At 52.1% G+C, this 18,866-nt stretch carries 21 protein-coding genes; 19 read left to right on the forward strand and 2 right to left on the reverse strand.

From position 1 onward, the window contains the following. Positions 1-11: 11 nt before the first annotated feature. The 7 genes from GEOB_RS12600 (at position 12) to GEOB_RS12630 (ending at position 6,407) form a co-directional block, all read left to right on the forward strand. Entirely contained in the window at positions 12-677 is a 666-nt protein-coding gene (locus tag GEOB_RS12600) for a corrinoid protein (RefSeq protein WP_012647621.1), read from the forward strand. Then, entirely contained in the window at positions 677-1,723 is a 1,047-nt protein-coding gene (locus GEOB_RS12605; protein WP_041267142.1) for a uroporphyrinogen decarboxylase family protein, read from the forward strand. Before GEOB_RS12600 ends, GEOB_RS12605 begins: the two co-directional genes overlap by 1 nt. A gap of 117 nt (positions 1,724-1,840) precedes the next feature. Continuing rightward, positions 1,841-2,863, forward strand: coding sequence for a methylcobamide:CoM methyltransferase MtbA (locus tag GEOB_RS12610; RefSeq protein WP_012647623.1), 1,023 nt, complete (start codon positions 1,841-1,843; stop codon positions 2,861-2,863). A gap of 1 nt (position 2,864) precedes the next feature. Further along, entirely contained in the window at positions 2,865-4,535 is a 1,671-nt protein-coding gene (locus tag GEOB_RS12615) for an ASKHA domain-containing protein (RefSeq protein WP_012647624.1), read from the forward strand. A 509-nt stretch (positions 4,536-5,044) separates the two neighbouring features. Beyond that, positions 5,045-5,632 (forward strand): hypothetical protein, encoded by a 588-nt coding sequence (locus tag GEOB_RS12620; protein ID WP_012647625.1) that lies wholly within the window; start codon positions 5,045-5,047, stop codon positions 5,630-5,632. Positions 5,633-5,645: 13 nt separating this feature from the next. Further along, the gene (locus tag GEOB_RS12625; protein ID WP_012647626.1) at positions 5,646-6,125 is read left to right on the forward strand and encodes a GreA/GreB family elongation factor; all 480 of its coding nucleotides are present in this window, start codon (positions 5,646-5,648) and stop codon (positions 6,123-6,125) included. Between the two features lie 3 nt (positions 6,126-6,128). Further along, positions 6,129-6,407, forward strand: coding sequence for a YheU family protein (locus GEOB_RS12630; protein ID WP_012647627.1), 279 nt, complete (start codon positions 6,129-6,131; stop codon positions 6,405-6,407). 246 nt (positions 6,408-6,653) lie between these two features. On the opposite strand, the gene GEOB_RS12635 is transcribed toward GEOB_RS12630, so the two are convergent. After that, complete coding sequence (locus tag GEOB_RS12635) at positions 6,654-7,892, reverse strand: multidrug effflux MFS transporter (RefSeq protein WP_012647628.1); 1,239 nt, start codon at positions 7,890-7,892, stop codon at positions 6,654-6,656. A 261-nt stretch (positions 7,893-8,153) separates the two neighbouring features. On the opposite strand from GEOB_RS12635, the gene GEOB_RS12640 reads away from it, so the two are divergent. Further along, positions 8,154-8,597 (forward strand): hypothetical protein, encoded by a 444-nt coding sequence (locus GEOB_RS12640; RefSeq protein ID WP_012647629.1) that lies wholly within the window; start codon positions 8,154-8,156, stop codon positions 8,595-8,597. Between the two features lie 117 nt (positions 8,598-8,714). Here the strand turns inward: GEOB_RS12640 and GEOB_RS12645 are convergent, their stop codons facing one another. Beyond that, entirely contained in the window at positions 8,715-9,233 is a 519-nt protein-coding gene (locus tag GEOB_RS12645) for a hypothetical protein (protein ID WP_012647630.1), read from the reverse strand. Between the two features lie 586 nt (positions 9,234-9,819). On the opposite strand from GEOB_RS12645, the gene GEOB_RS12655 reads away from it, so the two are divergent. The 11 genes from GEOB_RS12655 (at position 9,820) to GEOB_RS12705 (ending at position 18,837) form a co-directional block, all read left to right on the forward strand. Continuing rightward, complete coding sequence (locus tag GEOB_RS12655) at positions 9,820-10,233, forward strand: heavy-metal-associated domain-containing protein (protein ID WP_041267548.1); 414 nt, start codon at positions 9,820-9,822, stop codon at positions 10,231-10,233. A 13-nt stretch (positions 10,234-10,246) separates the two neighbouring features. Further along, complete coding sequence (locus tag GEOB_RS19375) at positions 10,247-10,663, forward strand: heavy-metal-associated domain-containing protein (protein ID WP_012647633.1); 417 nt, start codon at positions 10,247-10,249, stop codon at positions 10,661-10,663. A 75-nt stretch (positions 10,664-10,738) separates the two neighbouring features. Further along, positions 10,739-11,212: a DUF2318 domain-containing protein gene (locus tag GEOB_RS12665; RefSeq protein WP_041267550.1), complete on the forward strand. Its 474-nt coding sequence runs from the start codon at positions 10,739-10,741 to the stop codon at positions 11,210-11,212. A 12-nt stretch (positions 11,213-11,224) separates the two neighbouring features. Beyond that, positions 11,225-12,385, forward strand: coding sequence for an ABC transporter permease (locus GEOB_RS12670; RefSeq protein ID WP_012647635.1), 1,161 nt, complete (start codon positions 11,225-11,227; stop codon positions 12,383-12,385). Between the two features lie 151 nt (positions 12,386-12,536). Then, the gene (locus GEOB_RS12675) at positions 12,537-13,211 is read left to right on the forward strand and encodes an ABC transporter ATP-binding protein (protein ID WP_012647636.1); all 675 of its coding nucleotides are present in this window, start codon (positions 12,537-12,539) and stop codon (positions 13,209-13,211) included. Positions 13,212-13,256: 45 nt separating this feature from the next. Further along, positions 13,257-13,643: a response regulator gene (locus GEOB_RS12680; RefSeq protein WP_230199052.1), complete on the forward strand. Its 387-nt coding sequence runs from the start codon at positions 13,257-13,259 to the stop codon at positions 13,641-13,643. Positions 13,644-13,659: 16 nt separating this feature from the next. Beyond that, a complete protein-coding gene (flgC, locus tag GEOB_RS12685) occupies positions 13,660-14,079 on the forward strand; it encodes a flagellar basal body rod protein FlgC (protein WP_012647638.1) in 420 nt (139 codons plus the stop codon). Positions 14,080-14,119: 40 nt separating this feature from the next. After that, on the forward strand, positions 14,120-14,692 hold the full coding sequence (locus GEOB_RS12690; RefSeq protein ID WP_012647639.1) for a M23 family metallopeptidase: 573 nt from the start codon (positions 14,120-14,122) through the stop codon (positions 14,690-14,692). 111 nt (positions 14,693-14,803) lie between these two features. Then, on the forward strand, positions 14,804-15,934 hold the full coding sequence (locus GEOB_RS12695) for a two-component system sensor histidine kinase NtrB (RefSeq protein ID WP_012647640.1): 1,131 nt from the start codon (positions 14,804-14,806) through the stop codon (positions 15,932-15,934). Then, positions 15,931-17,289 (forward strand): sigma-54-dependent transcriptional regulator, encoded by a 1,359-nt coding sequence (locus GEOB_RS12700; RefSeq protein ID WP_012647641.1) that lies wholly within the window; start codon positions 15,931-15,933, stop codon positions 17,287-17,289. The genes GEOB_RS12695 and GEOB_RS12700 overlap by 4 nt, the downstream gene beginning before the upstream one ends. A gap of 222 nt (positions 17,290-17,511) precedes the next feature. Continuing rightward, positions 17,512-18,837, forward strand: coding sequence for a TolC family protein (locus tag GEOB_RS12705; protein ID WP_012647642.1), 1,326 nt, complete (start codon positions 17,512-17,514; stop codon positions 18,835-18,837). The last annotated feature ends 29 nt before the right edge of the window (positions 18,838-18,866 follow it).

Consider the following 18,866-nt stretch of genomic DNA (forward strand, 5'->3'; position numbering starts at 1 on the left):
GAGAAAATTATATGTCAGCTGATAAAGAAACCTTATTCAAGCAGTTGGCCGATGCGGTCGTGGATATGGACGAGGATCAGGCCGTAACCACAGCCGATGCGGTGGTTGCGGCAGGGCTTGATGCCTACGAAGCCATCGAAAAGGGGCTCTCTGCCGGTATGGAGCGAGCCGGACAGCTCTTCGACGAAGAGGAATACTTCATTCCGGAACTGCTCATGTGTTCAGATGCCATGTATGCGGGCATGGATGTGCTCAAGCCCCATATCAGGCAGGATGCAGTGGCGGAAAAGCGGCGGGTAGTTATCGGCGTCATTCAGGGAGATACCCACGACATCGGCAAGAACCTGGTAAAGATCATGCTGGAGACATCCGGCTTCGAGGTGACCGACTTAGGAAGGGATATCCCGCCGGCACGTTTTGTCGATGCCGCCAAAGAGATCAAAGCGGACATCATTGCCCTTTCCACCCTGATGACCACCACCATGGACGGGATGGGGGAGGTTGTACGGCAGCTGAACGACCAGGGGCTGCGGGACAAATTCAAGGTGATCGTCGGCGGCGGCCCAATCTCCCAAGGATTCGCCGACCGGATCGGCGCCGACGGTTATGCAATTAATGCTGCCGATGCCGTCCGTCTGGCCAGAAGGCTGACCTCTCCTGATGTGGCGGCAGCCTGATGGGCGAGGATAAAATGAAACCACTGGAGCGTCTTTCTGCTTACGGCAAGGGGGAAACCATCGACCGGTTGCCATGTGTTCCCATTGTGGGAAATACGGCTGCCAGGGTGATCGGGGTAAAGGTTGGCCAATTCCGCGGCAATGGGCCGCTGATCGCCCAGGCGCAGATTGCCGCTTACCAGCTGTTCGGCTACGACATCATTCGCATCTTCACCGATCTTTACACCCAGGCAGAAGCCATGGGGGCGAAGGTGCATTATCCTGAGGACGAAACTGCCTATCTTGAAGCTCCCGCCATCAATGACCTTGCTCATTTGGACCGTCTGCAGCCGGCGGACCCTTATCGGGACGGAAATCTCCCGCACCACCTGGAGGCGATCGGAATTGCCGTGGACCGGCTAGGGACAGAAGTGGCGGTAACCGGGGCGATTACCTGCCCATTCACCAATGCCTCGTTCCTGGTGGGGGCTGAGACCCTGGCGAGGCTGATGCTCAAGGAACCGGATAAGGTACACCGGCTTTGCGAGGTATCCCTTGAAACCTGTCTGCGCTATGCCGCCGCCATTATCGACGCAGGCGCTACGCCAAGTCTGACCGATGCCATGTCATCGTCAACGGTCATCAGTCCACGTCAGTTCAGGGAATTTTCACTGCCGTATCTGAAACGGCTTATGGACTTCATCCACGGCAAAGGAAAGGGCGCCACCCTCCATATCTGCGGTAAAACGGCGAAGATCTGGGAATCCATGGTGGAGGCAGGCGCTGACTGCCTCAGCATCGACAACGATGCCAGCCTTACCGAGGCAAAGCTGGCGGTGGGAGAGCGGGTGCGGCTGATGGGCAATATCCATCCTTCTGCGGTGATGCTGCAGGGGACACCGGCAGATGTGCGCCGGGCTACCCTTTCATGTATCCGCGAAGCCCACGATAATCCTAAAGGCCTCATTGTTGCCTCGGGCTGCAGCCTCCCTACCGAGACACCTTTCCAGAACATTGCGGCCATGATGGAGACGGTGCGGGCCGTGGGATGGCCGGTGCGGTTTTAATTCCCCCGCCCTTTATGGGAGGGGGTTAGGGGGAGGGCTCACATGCTACAATGCCATCCCCCTCTCCCTAACCCTCTCCCACCAGGGAAGAGGGGACTTCTTGTAAGAGGTCTTTTTATGAGTCTAAGTCCCAAGCAGCGCCTGCTGGATACAGTAAAGAAAAAGAAGGTCGACCGGCCGCCGGTAATCTGCACCGGCGGCATGATGAACGCTGCCATTGTCGATGTCATGGACAGAAGCGGGCATACTCTGCCCGAGGGGCACTTCAACAGCGATTTGATGGCCGCCATCGCCACCGATGTCCACAAGGATACCGGTTTCGAAAACCTGGGCATCCCTTTTTGCATGACCGTGGAGGCGGAGGTGCTCGGCAGCGACATCGACTTCGGCACCCTTGCCTGTGAACCGAAGATCGCTCGGGAACCATTCCCGTCGGTCAGGGATGTGGTATACCGGGATATTGACCGCATGCTCGGCAGCGGACGGATCCTAACGCTGGCCGGGGCAGCGGAGCGGCTGGCGAAGGCCCATCCCGACGTGCCGGTCATCGGCAGCGTCACCGGCCCCATCAGTACTGCGGCGTCCATTGTGGATCCCATGCAGTTTCTCAAGGAACTTCGCAAGGAGCGCGAGGGGGCCAACAGGGTGCTGGATTATGTGAGTGACTTTCTTGTCGCTTTTGCCAGGATTTTGGTGGAGAGCGGCGCCACTGCCATCTGCATCGGCGACCCGACAGCCACCGGTGAGATTCTGGGACCGAAGATGTTTTCCGACTACGCCGTGACCTATCTCAACAAGGTGATTGACGGTATCCATGCCACTGGTGTGCCGGTCCTGGTGCATATCTGCGGCGAGATGAAGGCGGTCAAGCCCTCCATTCCACTCCTCCGTGCCGATGCCATCAGTACCGACGCTTTCGTCAACCTGCGCCTTCTGAAAGAAGAATATCCGCAGCTGACTACCATGGGCAATGTCAGCACTTTTCTTCTGGAACTGGGAGACCCGGACAAGGTGGCTCGCCATACGGAAGGGCTGGTGCGCGAAGGCATCGATATCATTTCACCCGCCTGCGGTCTGAGCACCGCGTCACCGATTTCCAATATCCGGGCCATGACCTCGGTTGTGAAGGAGCCCGCCTAAGATGGTAAATGTTCGTTTTCTTCCAGCCGATCGCTCCATCACCGTTGAAAAAGGGACCACCATCCTGGAAGCGGCGCGGCTGGCCGGTGTCCTTATCGAATCCCCATGTAACGGAGCCGTGGTCTGCGGCAAATGTACAGTTTATCTGGACCCGGACTCGTTGCCGCACATCGTCCGGCGCGGAGGCCATCACCTTTCCCAGCGACAGGAGCGGGCCGGGCAGGTTCTCTCCTGCGAGGCGGAGGTGATCGGGGATATTGCTGTGGTCCTTCCAGAACTGGCGGAGCAGGATCTGAAAATAACCAGCCATGGCCGTGCCGTGGCCGTAGCCCTGGCGCCGTATGTCATCAAGGAATACGTGGCGGAAAGGGATGTAACGCTGGTTTATCATGGAGCGGAAGTTGCCTTGGAGGAAGAAGGGGATACTGCAGGAGACGCATATGGTGTGGTGGTCGATATCGGTACGACTACCTTGGTCGTTTCCATCGTCGATCTGAATAATGGTGTGGAACTGGCCCATTCTTCGGCCCTCAATCCCCAGAGCCGCCATGCCCAGGATGTCCTTTCCAGGATCAGGATCGCCTGTGACCAGAAGGGGCTCTCGGAGATGCGGTCCGGTGTGATCGGGGAGATCAACCGGTTGATCGATGAGATCGCAGGCAAGGCCGGGGTGCGACATGAGCGCATCTATGAGGTAATCTTCAGTGGTAATACCTGCATGCTCCACCTTGCTGCCGGCATTAATCCCCGTTCCCTTGGCCAGTATCCCTATAAGCCCGAACTGAACGGTGGCAATTGGCTCTCAGGGACAGAGGTGGGGCTTGCCATAGCAAAAAACGGTATCGTTTACCTGCCCCCCATCATTTCTGCCTACGTGGGGGCCGACATCACTGCCGGATTGCAGGCAGTACGGCTCCACGAGGAGCAGGGGACGGTTCTATTTGTCGACATCGGTACCAACGGCGAGATGGCCATTGTCCATAACGGTAAGCTTTGGGCCACTTCCACCGCCGCGGGGCCAGCCTTTGAGGGAATGAACATCACCTTCGGCATGAGGGCGGGTGAGGGAGCCATCGAACGCTTTGTCATCCTCAAAGACGGCAATATCAGACTCAAGACCATCGGCAATGCTCCGGCTGTGGGCATCTGCGGCAGCGGTCTCATGGATATCGTCGCCGATCTGGTGGCCCACGGCATCATAACCAAAAATGGCAAGTTTGTTTCGCCTGATGAGCCCAATCTTTTTTCCCCACTTGCAGCGCGACTTATGAAAGTCGATGGCAAGCCGGTCTTCAGCCTGACCGATAAGGTTTACCTGTCCCAGAAGGACATTCGCCAGGTGCAGCTGGCCAAAGGAGCGATCCGGGCGGGGGTGGAGTTCCTGCTGCGCCATACGGGGGTAACGGCTGCTGTTCTGGACAAGGTGCTCATTGCAGGTTCCTTCGGTTTCCATCTTACCGCCGAAAGCCTTGTCACCATTGGGCTTCTACCTCCCGAAACAGCAGGTTGCATCGAATTTGTCGGCAACACCGCCAAAAGCGGCGGCGAAGCTTTTCTCCTCAATCGTGACAGTCGCATGGAGATGCAGCAACTGGTAGCAGCGGTTCATGTGGTGGAACTTGTCAACTGTCCCGATTTCGATCGCATTTTCATAGATTGCCTTTCCTTTTGAACAGAGAAGGGGGGGCCTGATTCTGAGCCCTCACTACTGCAGTAAAAAACCAGATCCAGGTTGCCAGATATGTATCCAAAAGTATTGCAACCATGGGAAACATGGTGTATATAGGAACAACTTGGATGACGTCTAACATGTTGGATTAACAGCATGTTATTTGGTTTTGTTAAGGTGGGTTGAGGACGAGAGATTAGGTTCGTTACCCGGGAGTCGGACGTGCAAATCCTTCTCCCCGCAACCTGAAATTCAAGGGCTTGGACTTATGTCCGAGTCCTTTTTTGTCGTCTATCAGGCTGTTGAAAAACTATTGCGGACCCGCGGGGCCTGAAGGGCCGGTCTGCTGTGTTGCCGCTCACTCGGAAACTCAACGTACATCACGGTACGTTTCGCTTCCTCCTTCACTTGAGCCTTGCATCCCGACCTCCTCATCACGTTTTTCAACAACCTGCTATACCCATAAATTAAGATTTTTTTTGCTGGTGTAGGGCAGGAAAAGGGGTTGGCACGTGTCGGAGGGTAGTACATTCTGGCTGGAAAACAAGCAAGCAGTGGGCACAGTAGCGGCCCTGGTCGGTGACCAGAAGCTGGTGATTTATCGTGACCGGTATTATATCGTTATTAACGGTGCTGCCGTTGTAAAAGGGGGCAAGCCGCTCCGCTATTCACGGTCGTCCCTGCCGTCGTTATGGAAGAAGGCGCTGCGCGGCGATATCCCCGCAGTTCAAGTGCCGCCTGTCCCTGAATCGGATATACCTGCAAGGACAGCCGTTTTCAGGAAAGCCCTGGTCAGGAAAGAAAAGGAGCTATCCATCATGCCTGAATCAAAACCGTCGGCTTCAGCCCCGGAGCTATCACCGGTACACCCGAAGCAGCGCCCATTAAAGAAATCCACCAGACAGCCCGGCGTCAAGGCAGCAATACAATCGGTAGTCGCCGCCGAGTGTCCCTACTGCAGCCAGAAGCATGAAATCCCGGTGGAGAAGGGGCGTAGCGGTAAACCTTTTTTCCAGTCCTGCACCAAATGCGCCAGCGACTTCGCGGTCAGATTCGTTCAGGTTACCCTGTTCCAGGCCCAGGTGGCGGGTTTCAAGTGAGAGTGGTAGAGGAATGAACAAAGCAGACCTGCTCCAGTGCATTGTCGCCCAGCTCAGCCACGATCTTGAGGTGCTCTTCAATGCTGCCAAGACCGCCCATGAAGCTGCCACCCACAGCGAAAACCTGCCGGACAACAAATATGACACTCTCGCTCTTGAAGCATCATATGTGGCACAGGGACAGGCAAACCGGGCCAGTGAAATCCGGCAGGCAATGGAAGTTTACAAGCAGCTGAAGCTCCTTTCCATGGATGGTGGTGAAATCCGGCTCACTGCACTGGTCAGGCTCGAAGCAGAGGACGGTGCATCAAAGACCATCTTTATCGGACCCCTTGAAGGGGGTCTGAAGATTGCATTCGGCCGCGCCGAGGTGGTGGTTATTACTCCAGGTTCTCCACTGGGAAGTGAGCTTATGGGTAAAACAATCGGTGACGCCGTTCAGGTGGGCATCGGCCCAAACCGGATCGAATACGAAATCGCCGAGGTTTGCTGAGATATGGAAGAACATGAAGTTGTGATTGAGTATGACGTGCCGAACAACCGGCAGAACGATCAGCAGGAAGAAGGGGTGGAGATTCCCATGGATCGCATCGATCCGGAGACCCTGCGCAATCTGGTCGGCGAATTTGTCACCCGGGAATGGACTGATCCGGGGGATGCCCGCTTTACCCTCGACGATAAGATCAGGCAGGTTTTAAAGCAGCTGCAAGATAAGAAAGCAAAAGTGGTTTTCGACCTGAAGTCCAACTCCGCAAATATCGTAGTCAGTCGGTAATCAAAGCCCACCATCGGTTTCCACTCTTCTACGTAGTTTCCATCCGGAAAGGGTGCTTTTCTGCCCTAGCTGCGTCAATCTGCGGGCTTACTTGTGCGACGTACCGATGTACGTCTCCGCGCAAGCCCTTGATTTCCTTGCCAGGACAAAAAATCCCCTATTTCCGAATCGGAAACCACTAGTTTCTCATCCGGAGTTTCCGGATGGAAACTACGTAAACCAATCCAGAATTATTCTACCTATGCACTACTTGATATGGGCCGAAGAAGACCGGATAAAACCGGTGACTGCAATCGAGCCTGCCACACCGCAGGCGGCTACGGTGGCAGTCATGGGCAAGGAAGTCCCATTGTTCAGCAGCGCCACCAATGCCCCGGCGCTTGCACCGATGGTGTACTGTATTGTTCCCAGGAGTGCCGATGCACTGCCTGCAGCCCTGTCGAATGGGGCCATTGCCAGGGCGGTTATGTTCGGATAAAGCAGGCCGGTCATGCACAGGGAGGTGAACAGAAGTATGACATGGAGGACGAAACCGCCGGTTCCGGTAAGGACTGTGGCAGTGAGAAGAAGTGCAGCAGCTGCGTTGATGATGAATGCAGTTTTGGTGATGCGCTGGGGGCTGAAGTGACGCAGGAGCCTGCGGTTGACCTGCGAGGCGCCGATCAGTCCAAAGGCGTTGACGCCGAAAAAAAGGCTGAAATGCTGGGGTGAGAGCCCATGCTGCTCCATGAAGAAAAAGGGAGCGCCGGAAATATAGGAAAAGTTGGCGCCGGCGACACACCCGAGGGCAATGGCGTAACGGAGGTAACTGCGGTTGTGGAGGAGATGGCCGTATATTGAAACCATCTGGGTAAAGTTGCGTTTGATGCGGCGCTCGGGCGGAAGGGAGTCAGGGAGGAACAGTGCCGCAGCGAAGAAAGACGCCAGCCCGAAGAGCCCAAGAAACATGAAGATGCCTCTCCAGCCGGTGATAAGCAGGAGCTGTCCTCCCAGCATGGGCGCAAGGATCGGCGCCGCTCCCATGACAAGCATGAGAAGGGAAAACATTCTGGCCGCCTCGGCGGTATCGTAAAGATCGCGCACCACGGCACGGGAGATTACCATGCCGGCCCCACCTCCGATTGCCATAATCACCCGCCACACTAACAGTGCTTCAGCAGAATGGACGCTGGCGCATCCCACTGCTGAAGCAACGTACAGAGCCAGTCCTATGAGGAGTGGCTTGCGCCTTCCCAATCGATCCGCCAGTGGCCCATAGAACAGCTGGCCGACAGCGGAACCGAAGAGAAACGCGGAAATGGTCAACTGAATGGTACCGAGGGGTACGTGCAAATCATGTGCGATGCTGGGAAAGGCGGGGAGATACATGTCGATGGACATGGCACCGAAGGCGGTCATTGCCCCAAGAACCAGCACCAGGCGTACCAACTGGGGGCGGGGCATTTCGGCCGGCTGGATGGCTTCGGCCGTTGTACTTACTTCCATGAAAAGGACATCCTTTAGCCTTTATGGCTAAGACTGCTGTGGGCTGTGGGAAAATTGCAGCCCACCTTACCATGCTGCAAAATGTTTGACAATGGCTGTTCCGGGTAAAACATTGGGGGATGGTCTGCTGCCCGAAGTAATACCCTTGACCTGCAGAATAAATAAACATTTTTACGAAAAGTTGTTTGACTCCGATATTTTAACTCCATAAGAGTCTAGTATAATTGTGCTGGACAATAATTTATGCAAAAGGAGGAAGCAATGAAAAGAACCCGGTTTGTGGGAATTATCACTGGAATAATCATGATAACTACTTCACTGGCGGTCGCTGCGGGAATGGGGGGTGGAGGATGGGGTATTGGGGGCGCTTATCAACGCATATATAATCCTTCAACAGTGGAAACCGTATCAGGGACCATTGAAAGGGTTGACAGAATGAAGCCAATGCGGGGGATGGGTGCCGGAATCCATCTTCTACTCAAGACGGACAAGGAGACGATTCCCGTTCATCTTGGCCCGGACTGGTACATTAATAAACTTGATGCAAAGCTTGAGAAAGGTGAGAAGCTTGATGTGACAGGTTCAAAGGTAACCATAAGTGGAAAACCGGTTATCATTGCCTCTGAGTTGAAAAAAGGGGATGAAGTTCTCGTTCTCCGAGATGCGGCAGGCGTTCCTGCGTGGTCAGGATGGAGACGGAAGTAAATGTTTTGGCCACTGTTTCCCGTGATCACATGTTGAAAAAGGGCGACCTTTCGAGCGGTCGCCCTTTGCAGAAATGTTCGATGGAGGCATATACGACATGGTCAGTCTAATGGGTGATTATAGAGCTATAATCATCATGGGAACCATCATGAGGAGCATCATGCCTCCTCCCCACCAGCGCCATTTCCCGCTGCCAAAATGATGTGAAAAAAAACCATGCTCCTCATGTTCGGAACTCTTTGCTTCTCCGACCATGGCATTTATTTCATAACTGAGTACTTCTGCAGATTTTCCAACGTCAGCGATTGTAACCGCTATCTTATATTCCCCAGGTGTATCGAAGGACCAGGAATCCAAATACTCGTCCTCCAGAACATCAACTTCTCGGCTCAGCACCTGCCTGTTAGTACCTTTTTCATAAACCTGAAGGGCCACCTTTCTGTCAGTGACTACTTGTCCATCTTTCTCAAGCTTCAATGCAAAAGTAACTTTACTACCTGCCGATGGCGAGTCAGGGGCAAGCCTGATAGCCGCTTTCATGTTGTTTTGCGCAAAGCTCTGTTCCATTGCCAGAGCGGTCACTGGTGTAACTGAAAGGAATACTGCCAACATCAGGTAATGATAAAAAAGAGCCACTGCGAACACCTCCGATTTTTTTGTACATGGATGCAGCAAAGGGCATACCAATATAAGATCACTTTAATTTCAAATACCTATGCAATAGTGAGGTTTTATTTGATGCAGAAAAATCTACATCCCTGCAGGATATTCCACGATGTCAGATTGATCAGTGTTTTTTGCATCGCTCGGCTCTTGTCACCGAATCGTGTGCTAGGATCTTCAGGGTGACTGATGCCTTCGACGCCCACAGTTGAGCCGGATTTTACCTGTATGGGCATGAACTGTATGGGCATGAAGAATGCGGATGAATGATCTAGGCAGAGAGGGGGAAGTATTTTGACCCAAAAGTAGTAGATGCATTTCTGCAAATAGGGCGTAAGCAAATAGAGGCAATCCAAATAAGATTTTGCACTGAGTGGAGAATATTCAACATACATGGGTGATATTCTTTATCCTGAGGAATATTTTTCAGGACTGCTTTTAAAAAAATTCATATAATTCCAATAAGTTACAACAATTAATCAAGCTGGCAGATTTTTTGCTTTTACTTTCCATGAACACCAACAGGGAATCCACAGAAGTTATGTCAGGTGAAGCCAAGATGAGAAAACGGATTATAAATATAGCTTTGGTACTTGCCGTGGTTGCGCTGATGGTATTTCTCGCTTTTCACGTCAAGATCAAACGGCCTGTACAGGAAGTTGCCGTGTTAAAGACCATCGGCATGACCTGTGGGAGTTGTGCAGGGAAAATTGAGAAAGCCTTGATGCGTTTGCCCGGAACGGCTGGAGTGGAGGTGGATGTGGAAGGGGGATGGGTGCTGGTCGGCTATCAATCAACATCTGCAAAGCCTGATACATTTGCTGCAGCAGTTAACAATGAAGGGTTCAGGAGCTGGCTGATGGAAAAAATGCCCATTGCCGAGTTCAAAAAGGTTGCAGGGCGGGATTTCGGGTCTAAGGCGGTAAAGTCTTCATACTGCGGCAATGGTGGATGCGGCAGCAATCGAAACTAAACGGAGGAACTAAATGTACGCAAGGATAAACATCACCCCCCATCATCTGGTAGTCACATTGATGACGCTGTTGGTTCTGTTGGCAACCATATCCTGGGGGGCGACGCAGGGGGCCGATACGGTAACCGTGCTGAATGCGGAGAAGCTGTCGTGTGGCAGTTGTGCTGCGAAGATCACCAACGCACTTGAACAAAAAGAAGGAGTCGTTTCGGTTGAAGTAGACATCGCTGCAGCAAAAGTGACCGTGTGGCATGATTTGAAAAAAATTGCCCCTGGTCAACTCGCTTCAGTGGTTACTGATACTGGATATCCAAGTAATGTAGTGCGTACTGTCGCAAAGGATGTGTTTGACAGGGAAACGGGCAAGACGCCCCAGGCACAGAAAAATGCAGGCGGTGGTTGTGCCTGTTGCAATAAGAACAGAAAGTAAAACAAAGGGAGTATAGCCATGGGAAAAGCCGCACGAAAACAAAACAGGGTTAAGGAGGATGTACAGGTGATCGGTATGAAAAACATTCGAAGCAAAGGTTTACATCTGGGTATTGTTGCCGGGATATTGGTTGTTCTGGGAGTAGCGACGGTATTTGCTCTGAACATACCTGGTTTCTCAAGTGTCCAGAAGGTAAAGCCGGTAAATGGAGTGGTAAGCATCCCGGTGGCAAAGGTTTCAGACGGCAAGGCACATTTTTACCAGTTCAAAGATAGCGGCAAAGATATAAGCTTCTTTGTGGTCAAAGACTCTGATGGCGCCATCCATACCGCCTTTGATACCTGTGATGTCTGTTACAAGGCAAAAAAGGGATATGAGCAGAAAGACGACTTTATGGTGTGCAAAAACTGTAATCAACGCTTTGCCATAGCGAAAATAGGTCCGCACGCTATTGGCGGCTGCAATCCCACCTACCTCCCCAGCGCTTTTGTCGGAGCAAACGTCATTGTCAAGGCAACCGATCTTCAGTCCGGTGCCAAATACTTCTAAGCGGGATAGAAAATGAAACTGCATACCATATCCATCAACAACCTTAAACGCCGGAAAACTAAAATGGCTTTTCTCACCATCGGGCTGATGGTGGGAATCGCCACAATTGTCACGCTCGTGACACTTACCCGGTCCATGTCCAGCGACATTGAACGGAAGATGGATGAATTTGGAGCCAACATCCTCATTACTCCCCAGAGTAACGGCCTCTCCATGAATTACGGGGGCATAAGCCTTGGGGGCGTCACCTTCGACCAGCGTGAGATAGGCGAAGAGGATCTGGCCAGGATCAAAACCATCAAGAACAGCAAGAATATCTCTGCCGTTGCGCCAAAGGTACTGGGGGGAATCAAGGTAGGTTCTCACGATGTGCTGCTGGTCGGAGTGGACTTTGACAGTGAATTGAAAATGAAACAGTGGTGGCAGATCTTTGGCGATGCCCCGAAGGCCGACAATGAAGTGTTACTGGGAAGCGATGCCTCAAAGATCCTCGATGCTAGCTCCGGTGATACCATCCGGATCAAGGAGGAAACCTTCAAGGTTGCCGGAGTGCTTGACCAGACCGGCTCACAGGATGACTCTCTCGTCTTCGCCTCTCTTGGCAAAGCACAGAAAATTCTCGGCAAAGAAGGAAAGATCACCTTGGCGGAGGTGGCGGCTCTTTGTTCCGGGTGTCCCATTGGCGACATGGTAACCCAGATTGCCGAAAAGCTCCCCGATGCCAAGGTCTCGGCAATCCAGCAGGTGGTGGAAGGGCGCCTCAAGGCACTGGACCAGTTCAAACGGTTTTCCTATGCCATGGCAGGGGTAGTTGTTTTTATCGGTTCCCTGATTGTCTTTGTGACCATGATGGGAAGCGTCAATGAGCGCACGACCGAGATCGGTGTTTTCAGGGCGATAGGCTTTCGCAAGAGCCACATCATGCGGATCATTCTACTGGAAGCAGTACTTGTCAGCCTGCTGGCAGGAATCCTGGGCTATGCTGCCGGCATGGGGGGGGCCAAACTGGCTCTGCCTTTCATGGCTGAAAGCAAGAATGCACACCTCATCTGGGACAGTACTGTAGCTGCCGGTTCAATCGGATTAGCCGTAATGCTGGGCCTGCTGGCCAGTCTCTATCCAGCGCTGCATGCCAGCAAGATGGACCCGACGGAAGCCCTGCGGGCGCTTTGATGGGACGCGGCTTTTGCGCAATAGCTGCGTAAGTCTTCGGAACTGCTTGTGCGACGTAGCTGGGCTACGTCTCCGCACATTTCCTTGACAGCCTTGCTCTTGCATCAAAATCCACGTCCCTGGAGAGATCAGTTAGTTAAAAGGAAAATAAATGAAACTCATCGAAATACAAAACGTAAAGAAACACTACACTAGCGGAGAAGACGTTGTCGAAGCCTTGCGCGGTGTTGATATCAGCATAGAAGCCGGTGAATTTATCACCATAATGGGGCAGTCAGGCTCCGGTAAGAGCACCTTGCTCTCAGTTCTGGGAGGAATGAACCATCCGACTTCCGGAGATGTCGAGATGGCCGGCGTACGTCTTTATGACCTGCCAGGGGAAAAGCTGGCCGACTTCCGGGCACAAAACCTTGGGTTTGTTTTCCAATCATTTCACCTGATCCCGTACCTGACCGCTGCAGAGAATGTCATGCTGCCGTTAGCAATTGTCAAAATGGCTACCAGTGCAAAGAGGGCCGCGGCCCGCCAAGCCCTTGAAAGAGTCGGTCTGGGGAACAAGCTTGGCCGGCTCCCCAACCAATTATCTGGGGGTGAGCAGGAACGTGTTGCCATTGCCAGGGCTATTGTCAACAACCCGCATATACTTTTGGCTGATGAGCCGACCGGCAACCTGGATTCCAAGACCAGCGAAGAGGTCATGGCATTATTCAGGGAGTTGAATAATGCCGGACAGACAGTCGTGATGGTAACGCATAATGCTGAAAACGGGGCATACTCTGACAGAACCATAAGCTTAAGGGACGGCATGGTTGTTGGTTCTGTTTGAGGTGGTCTAGTGAATCTGTTCCCTGTCAGAGACCTTGTCATTTTGGTGGTCTGTAGCAACCGGGATGTTCTAGAGGTTATAGAAAGGCTTTTGGGCCATTTGGAGATCAATGTCACATGCGTCATGAGCACGGATGCAGCGCTTGTCATGCTGCAGACTGAAACCTACAGCGCCATGATCAGCGATCACAAAATGAAAGACTTTAACGGGCGGGAATTCAGCCGGACGGTGCGGCAACTATTTCCTGCTCTCAACGTTGTGTTGTTTGAAGGTAACACCAGCTCACAGGTCATGGATCTGTTTTTGGGCCCGGAAGTGTCGGAAATTTCGGAAGTACAAAACCAAGCTTGCAGTCTTGGGGACATGTTGATGAGCATTCTGAGGGGCGAAAGGGGAAAAACCTTTCTTCTGAGGCAGACATCAACGAGATGATATGGAGGGAAAACCAATGGATGCCATGGAAATTAGTGCCTCTGCCTTGACCGCCGAAAGAACCCGGATGAACCTGATTTCATCTAACCTTGCCAACGCCAATTCCACCAGGACAGATGAAGGTGGCCAATACCGACGCAAAGATGCGGTATTTGCCACTGTTCTTGATGGTGCAAGCGCCAATATGGAGGGAGGGACAGAGGTTATTGGAGTCGAGGTTGTCAATATTATCGAGGACCAGTCTCCCCCTAGGCTTCAATACGACCCTGGACACCCAGACGCAAGAGAGGATGGTTATGTTGCATATCCGAATGTCAATATTGTTGAGGAAATGGCCGACATGGTGACTGCGACGAGAGCATATGAAGCGAATACCACTGCTATGAAAGCTGGCATGGATATGCAGATGAAAGCCCTTGAGATCGGCTCAAAATGATCATGACTGACTGGGCTAAGAGTATGAATTTGCGGAACACATGAAAGTAATATTCGTTACAATGATCATGCTGTTATTTCTTCCGATTGTAGCACTGGCAGATACGCAGCTGCCGGTCCAGAACGGCGTCATAACTTCTGGTGTTGGCTGGCGACTCGATCCATTCGGTAGCGGAAGGGCCATTTTGCACCATGGGATCGATATAGCCGTACCGGTCGGAACCCCTGTTCGTGCCACCCGCAAGGGTCAGGTTGTCTTTTCGGGCATACGTGGCGGATATGGATCGACCGTTATAGTAGAACATGCCAATGGCGACCGTACCCTCTATGGTCACAACTCTTTGTTGCGTGTGAAGGCTGGCGACATGGTCGAATCAGGTACAGTCGTGGCTTTTTCAGGCAACACGGGTAGATCCACAGGACCCCATGTGCACTTCGAACAGTTGCCAAGCGGCCGCGCCCTAACAGAACAGGCTGAAACAGAAAATATTGAGATGCCCCAAATTGCTACCAGTACTGATCAGCGATACAGGCTGGAACAACAGATGGATGAATCGGTGAGTTCCATCCTCAGGACCATCAACAGGAACGGAACAGCAGGACAAGGCGGTTGAGGCTTAGAACATCTAAGCAATGTAGCTACCAATCCACGAACAGAAGGAAGGCTGCAATGAGACCGACTCAAAGTTGACGGATTAACCGGAAAGGCTCAGGATCACAGATAAATGCAAATTCAGAAGTTATCAATAACCGCATTTCGCCCAATCATCCTGGCTTGCTTTCTTGTTTGCATAAGCCTTCTCCACTATCTGACACCGCTTCATCTCCCTTATCTTCACGATATTTTCCAGCGTCTCTACTATCTGCCGATAATTCTCGCTGCCCTATGGTTTGGGTTGCGTGGTGGGTTAATCTGCTCAATCCTTGTCAGCATTGCTTATGCACCGCATCTTCTTTTCCAGTGGGGCGGCCACCTGACCCTGGAAATGGAGAAATATCTTGAAATTATGCTGTATAACATTGTAGGGGGTGTGACTGGCCTGCTGTCCCAGCGGGAGCGGGAGCGCACAGTGGAGCTCCAGAAAACTGCCCGTGGGCTGGAGGAGTCATACCAGAAGCTGCAAAACCAATCTGAGCGTATCATTATCATCGAGGAACAGTTGCGACGGGCTGAGAAGCTGTCTACCTTGGGAGAAATGGCCGCGGTACTGGCCCACGAGATCCGAAATCCACTCGGTTCAATTCGTGGAACAGCCGAGATATTGAAGGACGACTACAAGCCCGGTGACCCGAAACAGGAATTCATCGACATACAGATCAAGGAGACCGAGCGTCTGAACCGGGTGGTGGAGGATTTTCTCCATATGGCACGACCACAGCCAGCTGACATGCAGCTCTGTCCGATTCAGGAAGAATTGGAAACAATAGTGGCTCTGCTTTCCAATGACGCCAGGGGACGACAAATTTCACTTGTGCTGAAACCGGCATCCGCCCCTGTAATAATCAGTGCCGACGGTGAAAAGCTCCGACAGGCTTTTCTGAACATTATCATCAACTCCTTGCAGGCAACACCGCCGGGGGGCAGCGTAACCATAACGACAACCCCCTATGAGGCAGGCTCATGTGAAATCTGCTTCCGTGATAGTGGCCCAGGAATAGATGCAGAGACGATGGACCGCATTTTCGAGCCTTTTTTTACTACCAAACCGGATGGTACCGGTTTGGGCCTGGCTATTACCAAGAAGATCATTGAAAGTCATGGCGGAACAATGCAGGTGGAAAGTGAAGTTGGTCACGGAACTATAGTCAACGTCATCTTGCCGATGCAAAATGCTTCTGACGGAGGATTGCGGTGAAAGGAAAGATTCTTGTAATTGACGACGACAATTCGCTACGGCGGGTGCTGGAATACAACCTCAAAGAGGAGGGTTATGAAGTCCAGGCTGCCTCATCGGGTGAGGAAGGCTTGTTTTTATTCGGACAATCTCAGCCTGACCTGGTTATTACCGATATGAAAATGTCGGGTATGGATGGACTGATGGTGCTCAAGTCAATCAAAGAGCGTTCACCGGAGACTTTGGTGATAATCATAACCGCATTCGGAACGGTGAACATAGCAGTGGAGGCCATGAAAGCGGGGGCTTACGACTATATCACCAAACCCTTCAACAGGGATGAACTCAAACTGATTGTCCTGAAAGCGCTTCAGTTCAATGGGCTGGCTGAGGAGAACAAGCGGCTGAAGAGCCAGTTGTCGGATAAAACTGATTTTCGCACTATTATCGGCACTTCAAAAGAAATGGAGAAGGTTTTCGATGTGATTCGCAAGGTAGCCGACACTGAGGCTGCCATTTTGATTACAGGCGAATCCGGTACGGGAAAGGAGCTGGTCGCCCGCTCCATCCATGCTAACAGTTCAAGGAGAGAAGCTCCATTTATAGCCATCAACTGTGCCGCCATTCCCCGTGACTTGTTGGAGAGTGAACTTTTTGGCCACGTAAAAGGAGCATTTACCGGAGCACTGAGAGACAAAACCGGCAAATTTCAATTGGCGGATGGCGGAACACTTTTCCTTGATGAAGTCGGCGAACTTCCGCTGGAATTACAGCCAAAGTTGCTCAGGGCTCTACAGGAGAAGGAGGTTGAACCTGTGGGAGGCACTAAGGTTCAGAAAATAGATGTCAGAGTGGTTTCAGCTACTAACGTCAATATAGACAAGGCTATAGCTAACGGTTCATTCCGTGAAGACCTTTATTACCGCTTGGCAGTCATACCGGTACACCTCCCCTCCCTACGCGAACGACGCAAAGACATCCCATTACTGATCAAATACTTTTGTGGCAAGCATGGCAGCGAGAATGTCACCCTCGAAAATAGCGCCCTTGAGACTTTGGTGATGCATTCCTGGCCGGGAAACGTACGGGAGCTGGAAAATACCATCGAACGTCTGCTCATTATGCGAAACGGTGATATGATTTCTGTTGATGACCTGCCGGATAAACTTCGCGAGAAACGTGCTCAGGGGACAGCAGTAATAAAACTGCCCGATGAAGGGTATCCTCTTGAGCAATTGGAGAGGGAAGTGGTCGTTGCCGCCCTGGAACGCAGCTCATGGAATCAGACAGCGGCTGCCCGCTTCCTGAGAATTCCCCGACATACGCTTATCTACCGAATGGAGAAATATGGCATTACTCCGCCGGGTCAGAAATAGGCATATTCCAAAATTTTTTAAAAGCCTTAATCTTTGTGAATAAGAGCCGAAAGGTATCTATGGATGGGCTGCAGTGACGAATATTCCTACCTTGTGGGGAATATTCTCCACGCCTTGACATTCCGACCGCAATAATAAATCTGCAAAATCAGTAAGATATGAGTTGGCACAACCTGTGTAATTGTAACTGTATTGAATTTATGTTCATGTTTGGGAGCTTCCATGAAAACACTACACACGTTTGCTTTACTACTTCTATTGGCTGTTTCTCCATCCATGGTGTGGGCGGAAGAGGGTAAGCCGCCTGCCGAGGATCTCTCACGCCTCATCGCTACCGCGCTTGATAAAAATCCGGAACTCAAATCTTCCCAGGCCCGCTGGCAGATGTTTGCCAACCGGGTCAAACAGGCGTCGGCCCTTGAAGATCCCATGTTCATGTTCAAACTGCAGAACCTGATGGCAAAGGAACCTTTTGCCTTCGATAAAGACCCACAGACCTCCAAGGTAATCGGCATATCCCAACAACTTCCCTTTTGGGGCAAGCGCGCTATCAAACAGGAAGTGGCACAATATGAGGCGGAGTCCTATAAATGGGCCATCGAAGAACGGAAACTTGAACTGGCCCGCATGGTGAAGGAGACATACTACCAGATCTACGCTGTGGACAAGTTTCTACAGATCATCGACAAGAACCTGCAGATACTGACCGATTTCATCACCATTGCCGAGTCCAAGTATTCAGTCGGCCAGGGGGTGCAGCAGGATATTTACAAGGCGGGTTTGGAAAAATCCAAAATGCTCGACATGCAGATAACCCTGAAACAGCAACGACGGAGCCTGGAGGCGAATCTCAACTATCTGCTCTACCGGCCCGATACGACCCCCATTGGTAGAATCCCCGATTTCGATTTACCGAAACCGTCCCTGACAGCCGAACGACTGAAAGAAGCTGCTTTCGCCAAAAGGCCCCAGGTAAAAAGCCTGATCAGCCTGGCCAATAAGGGAGATGCCTCCCGCCGCCTGGCGCAAAAGGAGTACTACCCCGACTTCAATCTCTCCTTCGAATACATGTTCCGTGAGGCGGTAAATACTGAAATGATAAAAGATCCGGGCGACAACATGTTTACCGTCGGCGTCACGTTCAACCTGCCACTGCAGCGTGAGCGCCGACAGGCCATGGTTGCCGAAGCGACTTCCGAAACGAACATGTCTTTGGAGGAGCTCAACGGCCTGAAGAACAGCATCACCTATTCCATTCACGATATTCTGGCCCAACTGGAACGCCGGCAGAAACTGGTTGAACTGTACAAGGGGGGAATTATTCCCCAGGCTGAACAATCACTGGAATCGGCCATCATCAGCTACCGTGTGAACAAGGTGGACTTTCTCACCCTGCTCGACGGGCGGGTCAACCTGTTCAATTACGAGCGGGAACTGTACGACTCACAGGCTGAATACATGATGAAGCTGGCCCAGTTGGAAGCGCTTGTCGGTGGTGAATTGCCGGGGCCGGCTGGCCAGACTCCAGCTTTGACTGCGGTCAAGTAGCCACCGACTTCATCCGTTCAGAACAGAAA

The sequence above is a fragment of the Geotalea daltonii FRC-32 genome, from assembly GCF_000022265.1.
Classification (GTDB): Bacteria; Desulfobacterota; Desulfuromonadia; order Geobacterales; family Geobacteraceae; genus Geotalea; species Geotalea daltonii.

Coding starts and splice junctions, on each gene's coding strand:
- GEOB_RS12600 (WP_012647621.1), top strand. CDS start 12: ATGTCAGCTGATAAAGAAACCTTATTCAAGCAGTTGGCCGATGCGGTC.
- GEOB_RS12605 (WP_041267142.1), top strand. CDS start 677: ATGGGCGAGGATAAAATGAAACCACTGGAGCGTCTTTCTGCTTACGGC.
- GEOB_RS12610 (WP_012647623.1), top strand. CDS start 1,841: ATGAGTCTAAGTCCCAAGCAGCGCCTGCTGGATACAGTAAAGAAAAAG.
- GEOB_RS12615 (WP_012647624.1), top strand. CDS start 2,865: ATGGTAAATGTTCGTTTTCTTCCAGCCGATCGCTCCATCACCGTTGAA.
- GEOB_RS12625 (WP_012647626.1), top strand. CDS start 5,646: ATGAACAAAGCAGACCTGCTCCAGTGCATTGTCGCCCAGCTCAGCCAC.
- GEOB_RS12630 (WP_012647627.1), top strand. CDS start 6,129: ATGGAAGAACATGAAGTTGTGATTGAGTATGACGTGCCGAACAACCGG.
- GEOB_RS12635 (WP_012647628.1), bottom strand. CDS start 7,892: ATGGAAGTAAGTACAACGGCCGAAGCCATCCAGCCGGCCGAAATGCCC.
- GEOB_RS12640 (WP_012647629.1), top strand. CDS start 8,154: ATGAAAAGAACCCGGTTTGTGGGAATTATCACTGGAATAATCATGATA.
- GEOB_RS12655 (WP_041267548.1), top strand. CDS start 9,820: ATGAGAAAACGGATTATAAATATAGCTTTGGTACTTGCCGTGGTTGCG.
- GEOB_RS19375 (WP_012647633.1), top strand. CDS start 10,247: ATGTACGCAAGGATAAACATCACCCCCCATCATCTGGTAGTCACATTG.
- GEOB_RS12665 (WP_041267550.1), top strand. CDS start 10,739: ATGAAAAACATTCGAAGCAAAGGTTTACATCTGGGTATTGTTGCCGGG.
- GEOB_RS12670 (WP_012647635.1), top strand. CDS start 11,225: ATGAAACTGCATACCATATCCATCAACAACCTTAAACGCCGGAAAACT.
- GEOB_RS12675 (WP_012647636.1), top strand. CDS start 12,537: ATGAAACTCATCGAAATACAAAACGTAAAGAAACACTACACTAGCGGA.
- flgC (WP_012647638.1), top strand. CDS start 13,660: ATGGATGCCATGGAAATTAGTGCCTCTGCCTTGACCGCCGAAAGAACC.
- GEOB_RS12690 (WP_012647639.1), top strand. CDS start 14,120: ATGAAAGTAATATTCGTTACAATGATCATGCTGTTATTTCTTCCGATT.
- GEOB_RS12695 (WP_012647640.1), top strand. CDS start 14,804: ATGCAAATTCAGAAGTTATCAATAACCGCATTTCGCCCAATCATCCTG.
- GEOB_RS12705 (WP_012647642.1), top strand. CDS start 17,512: ATGAAAACACTACACACGTTTGCTTTACTACTTCTATTGGCTGTTTCT.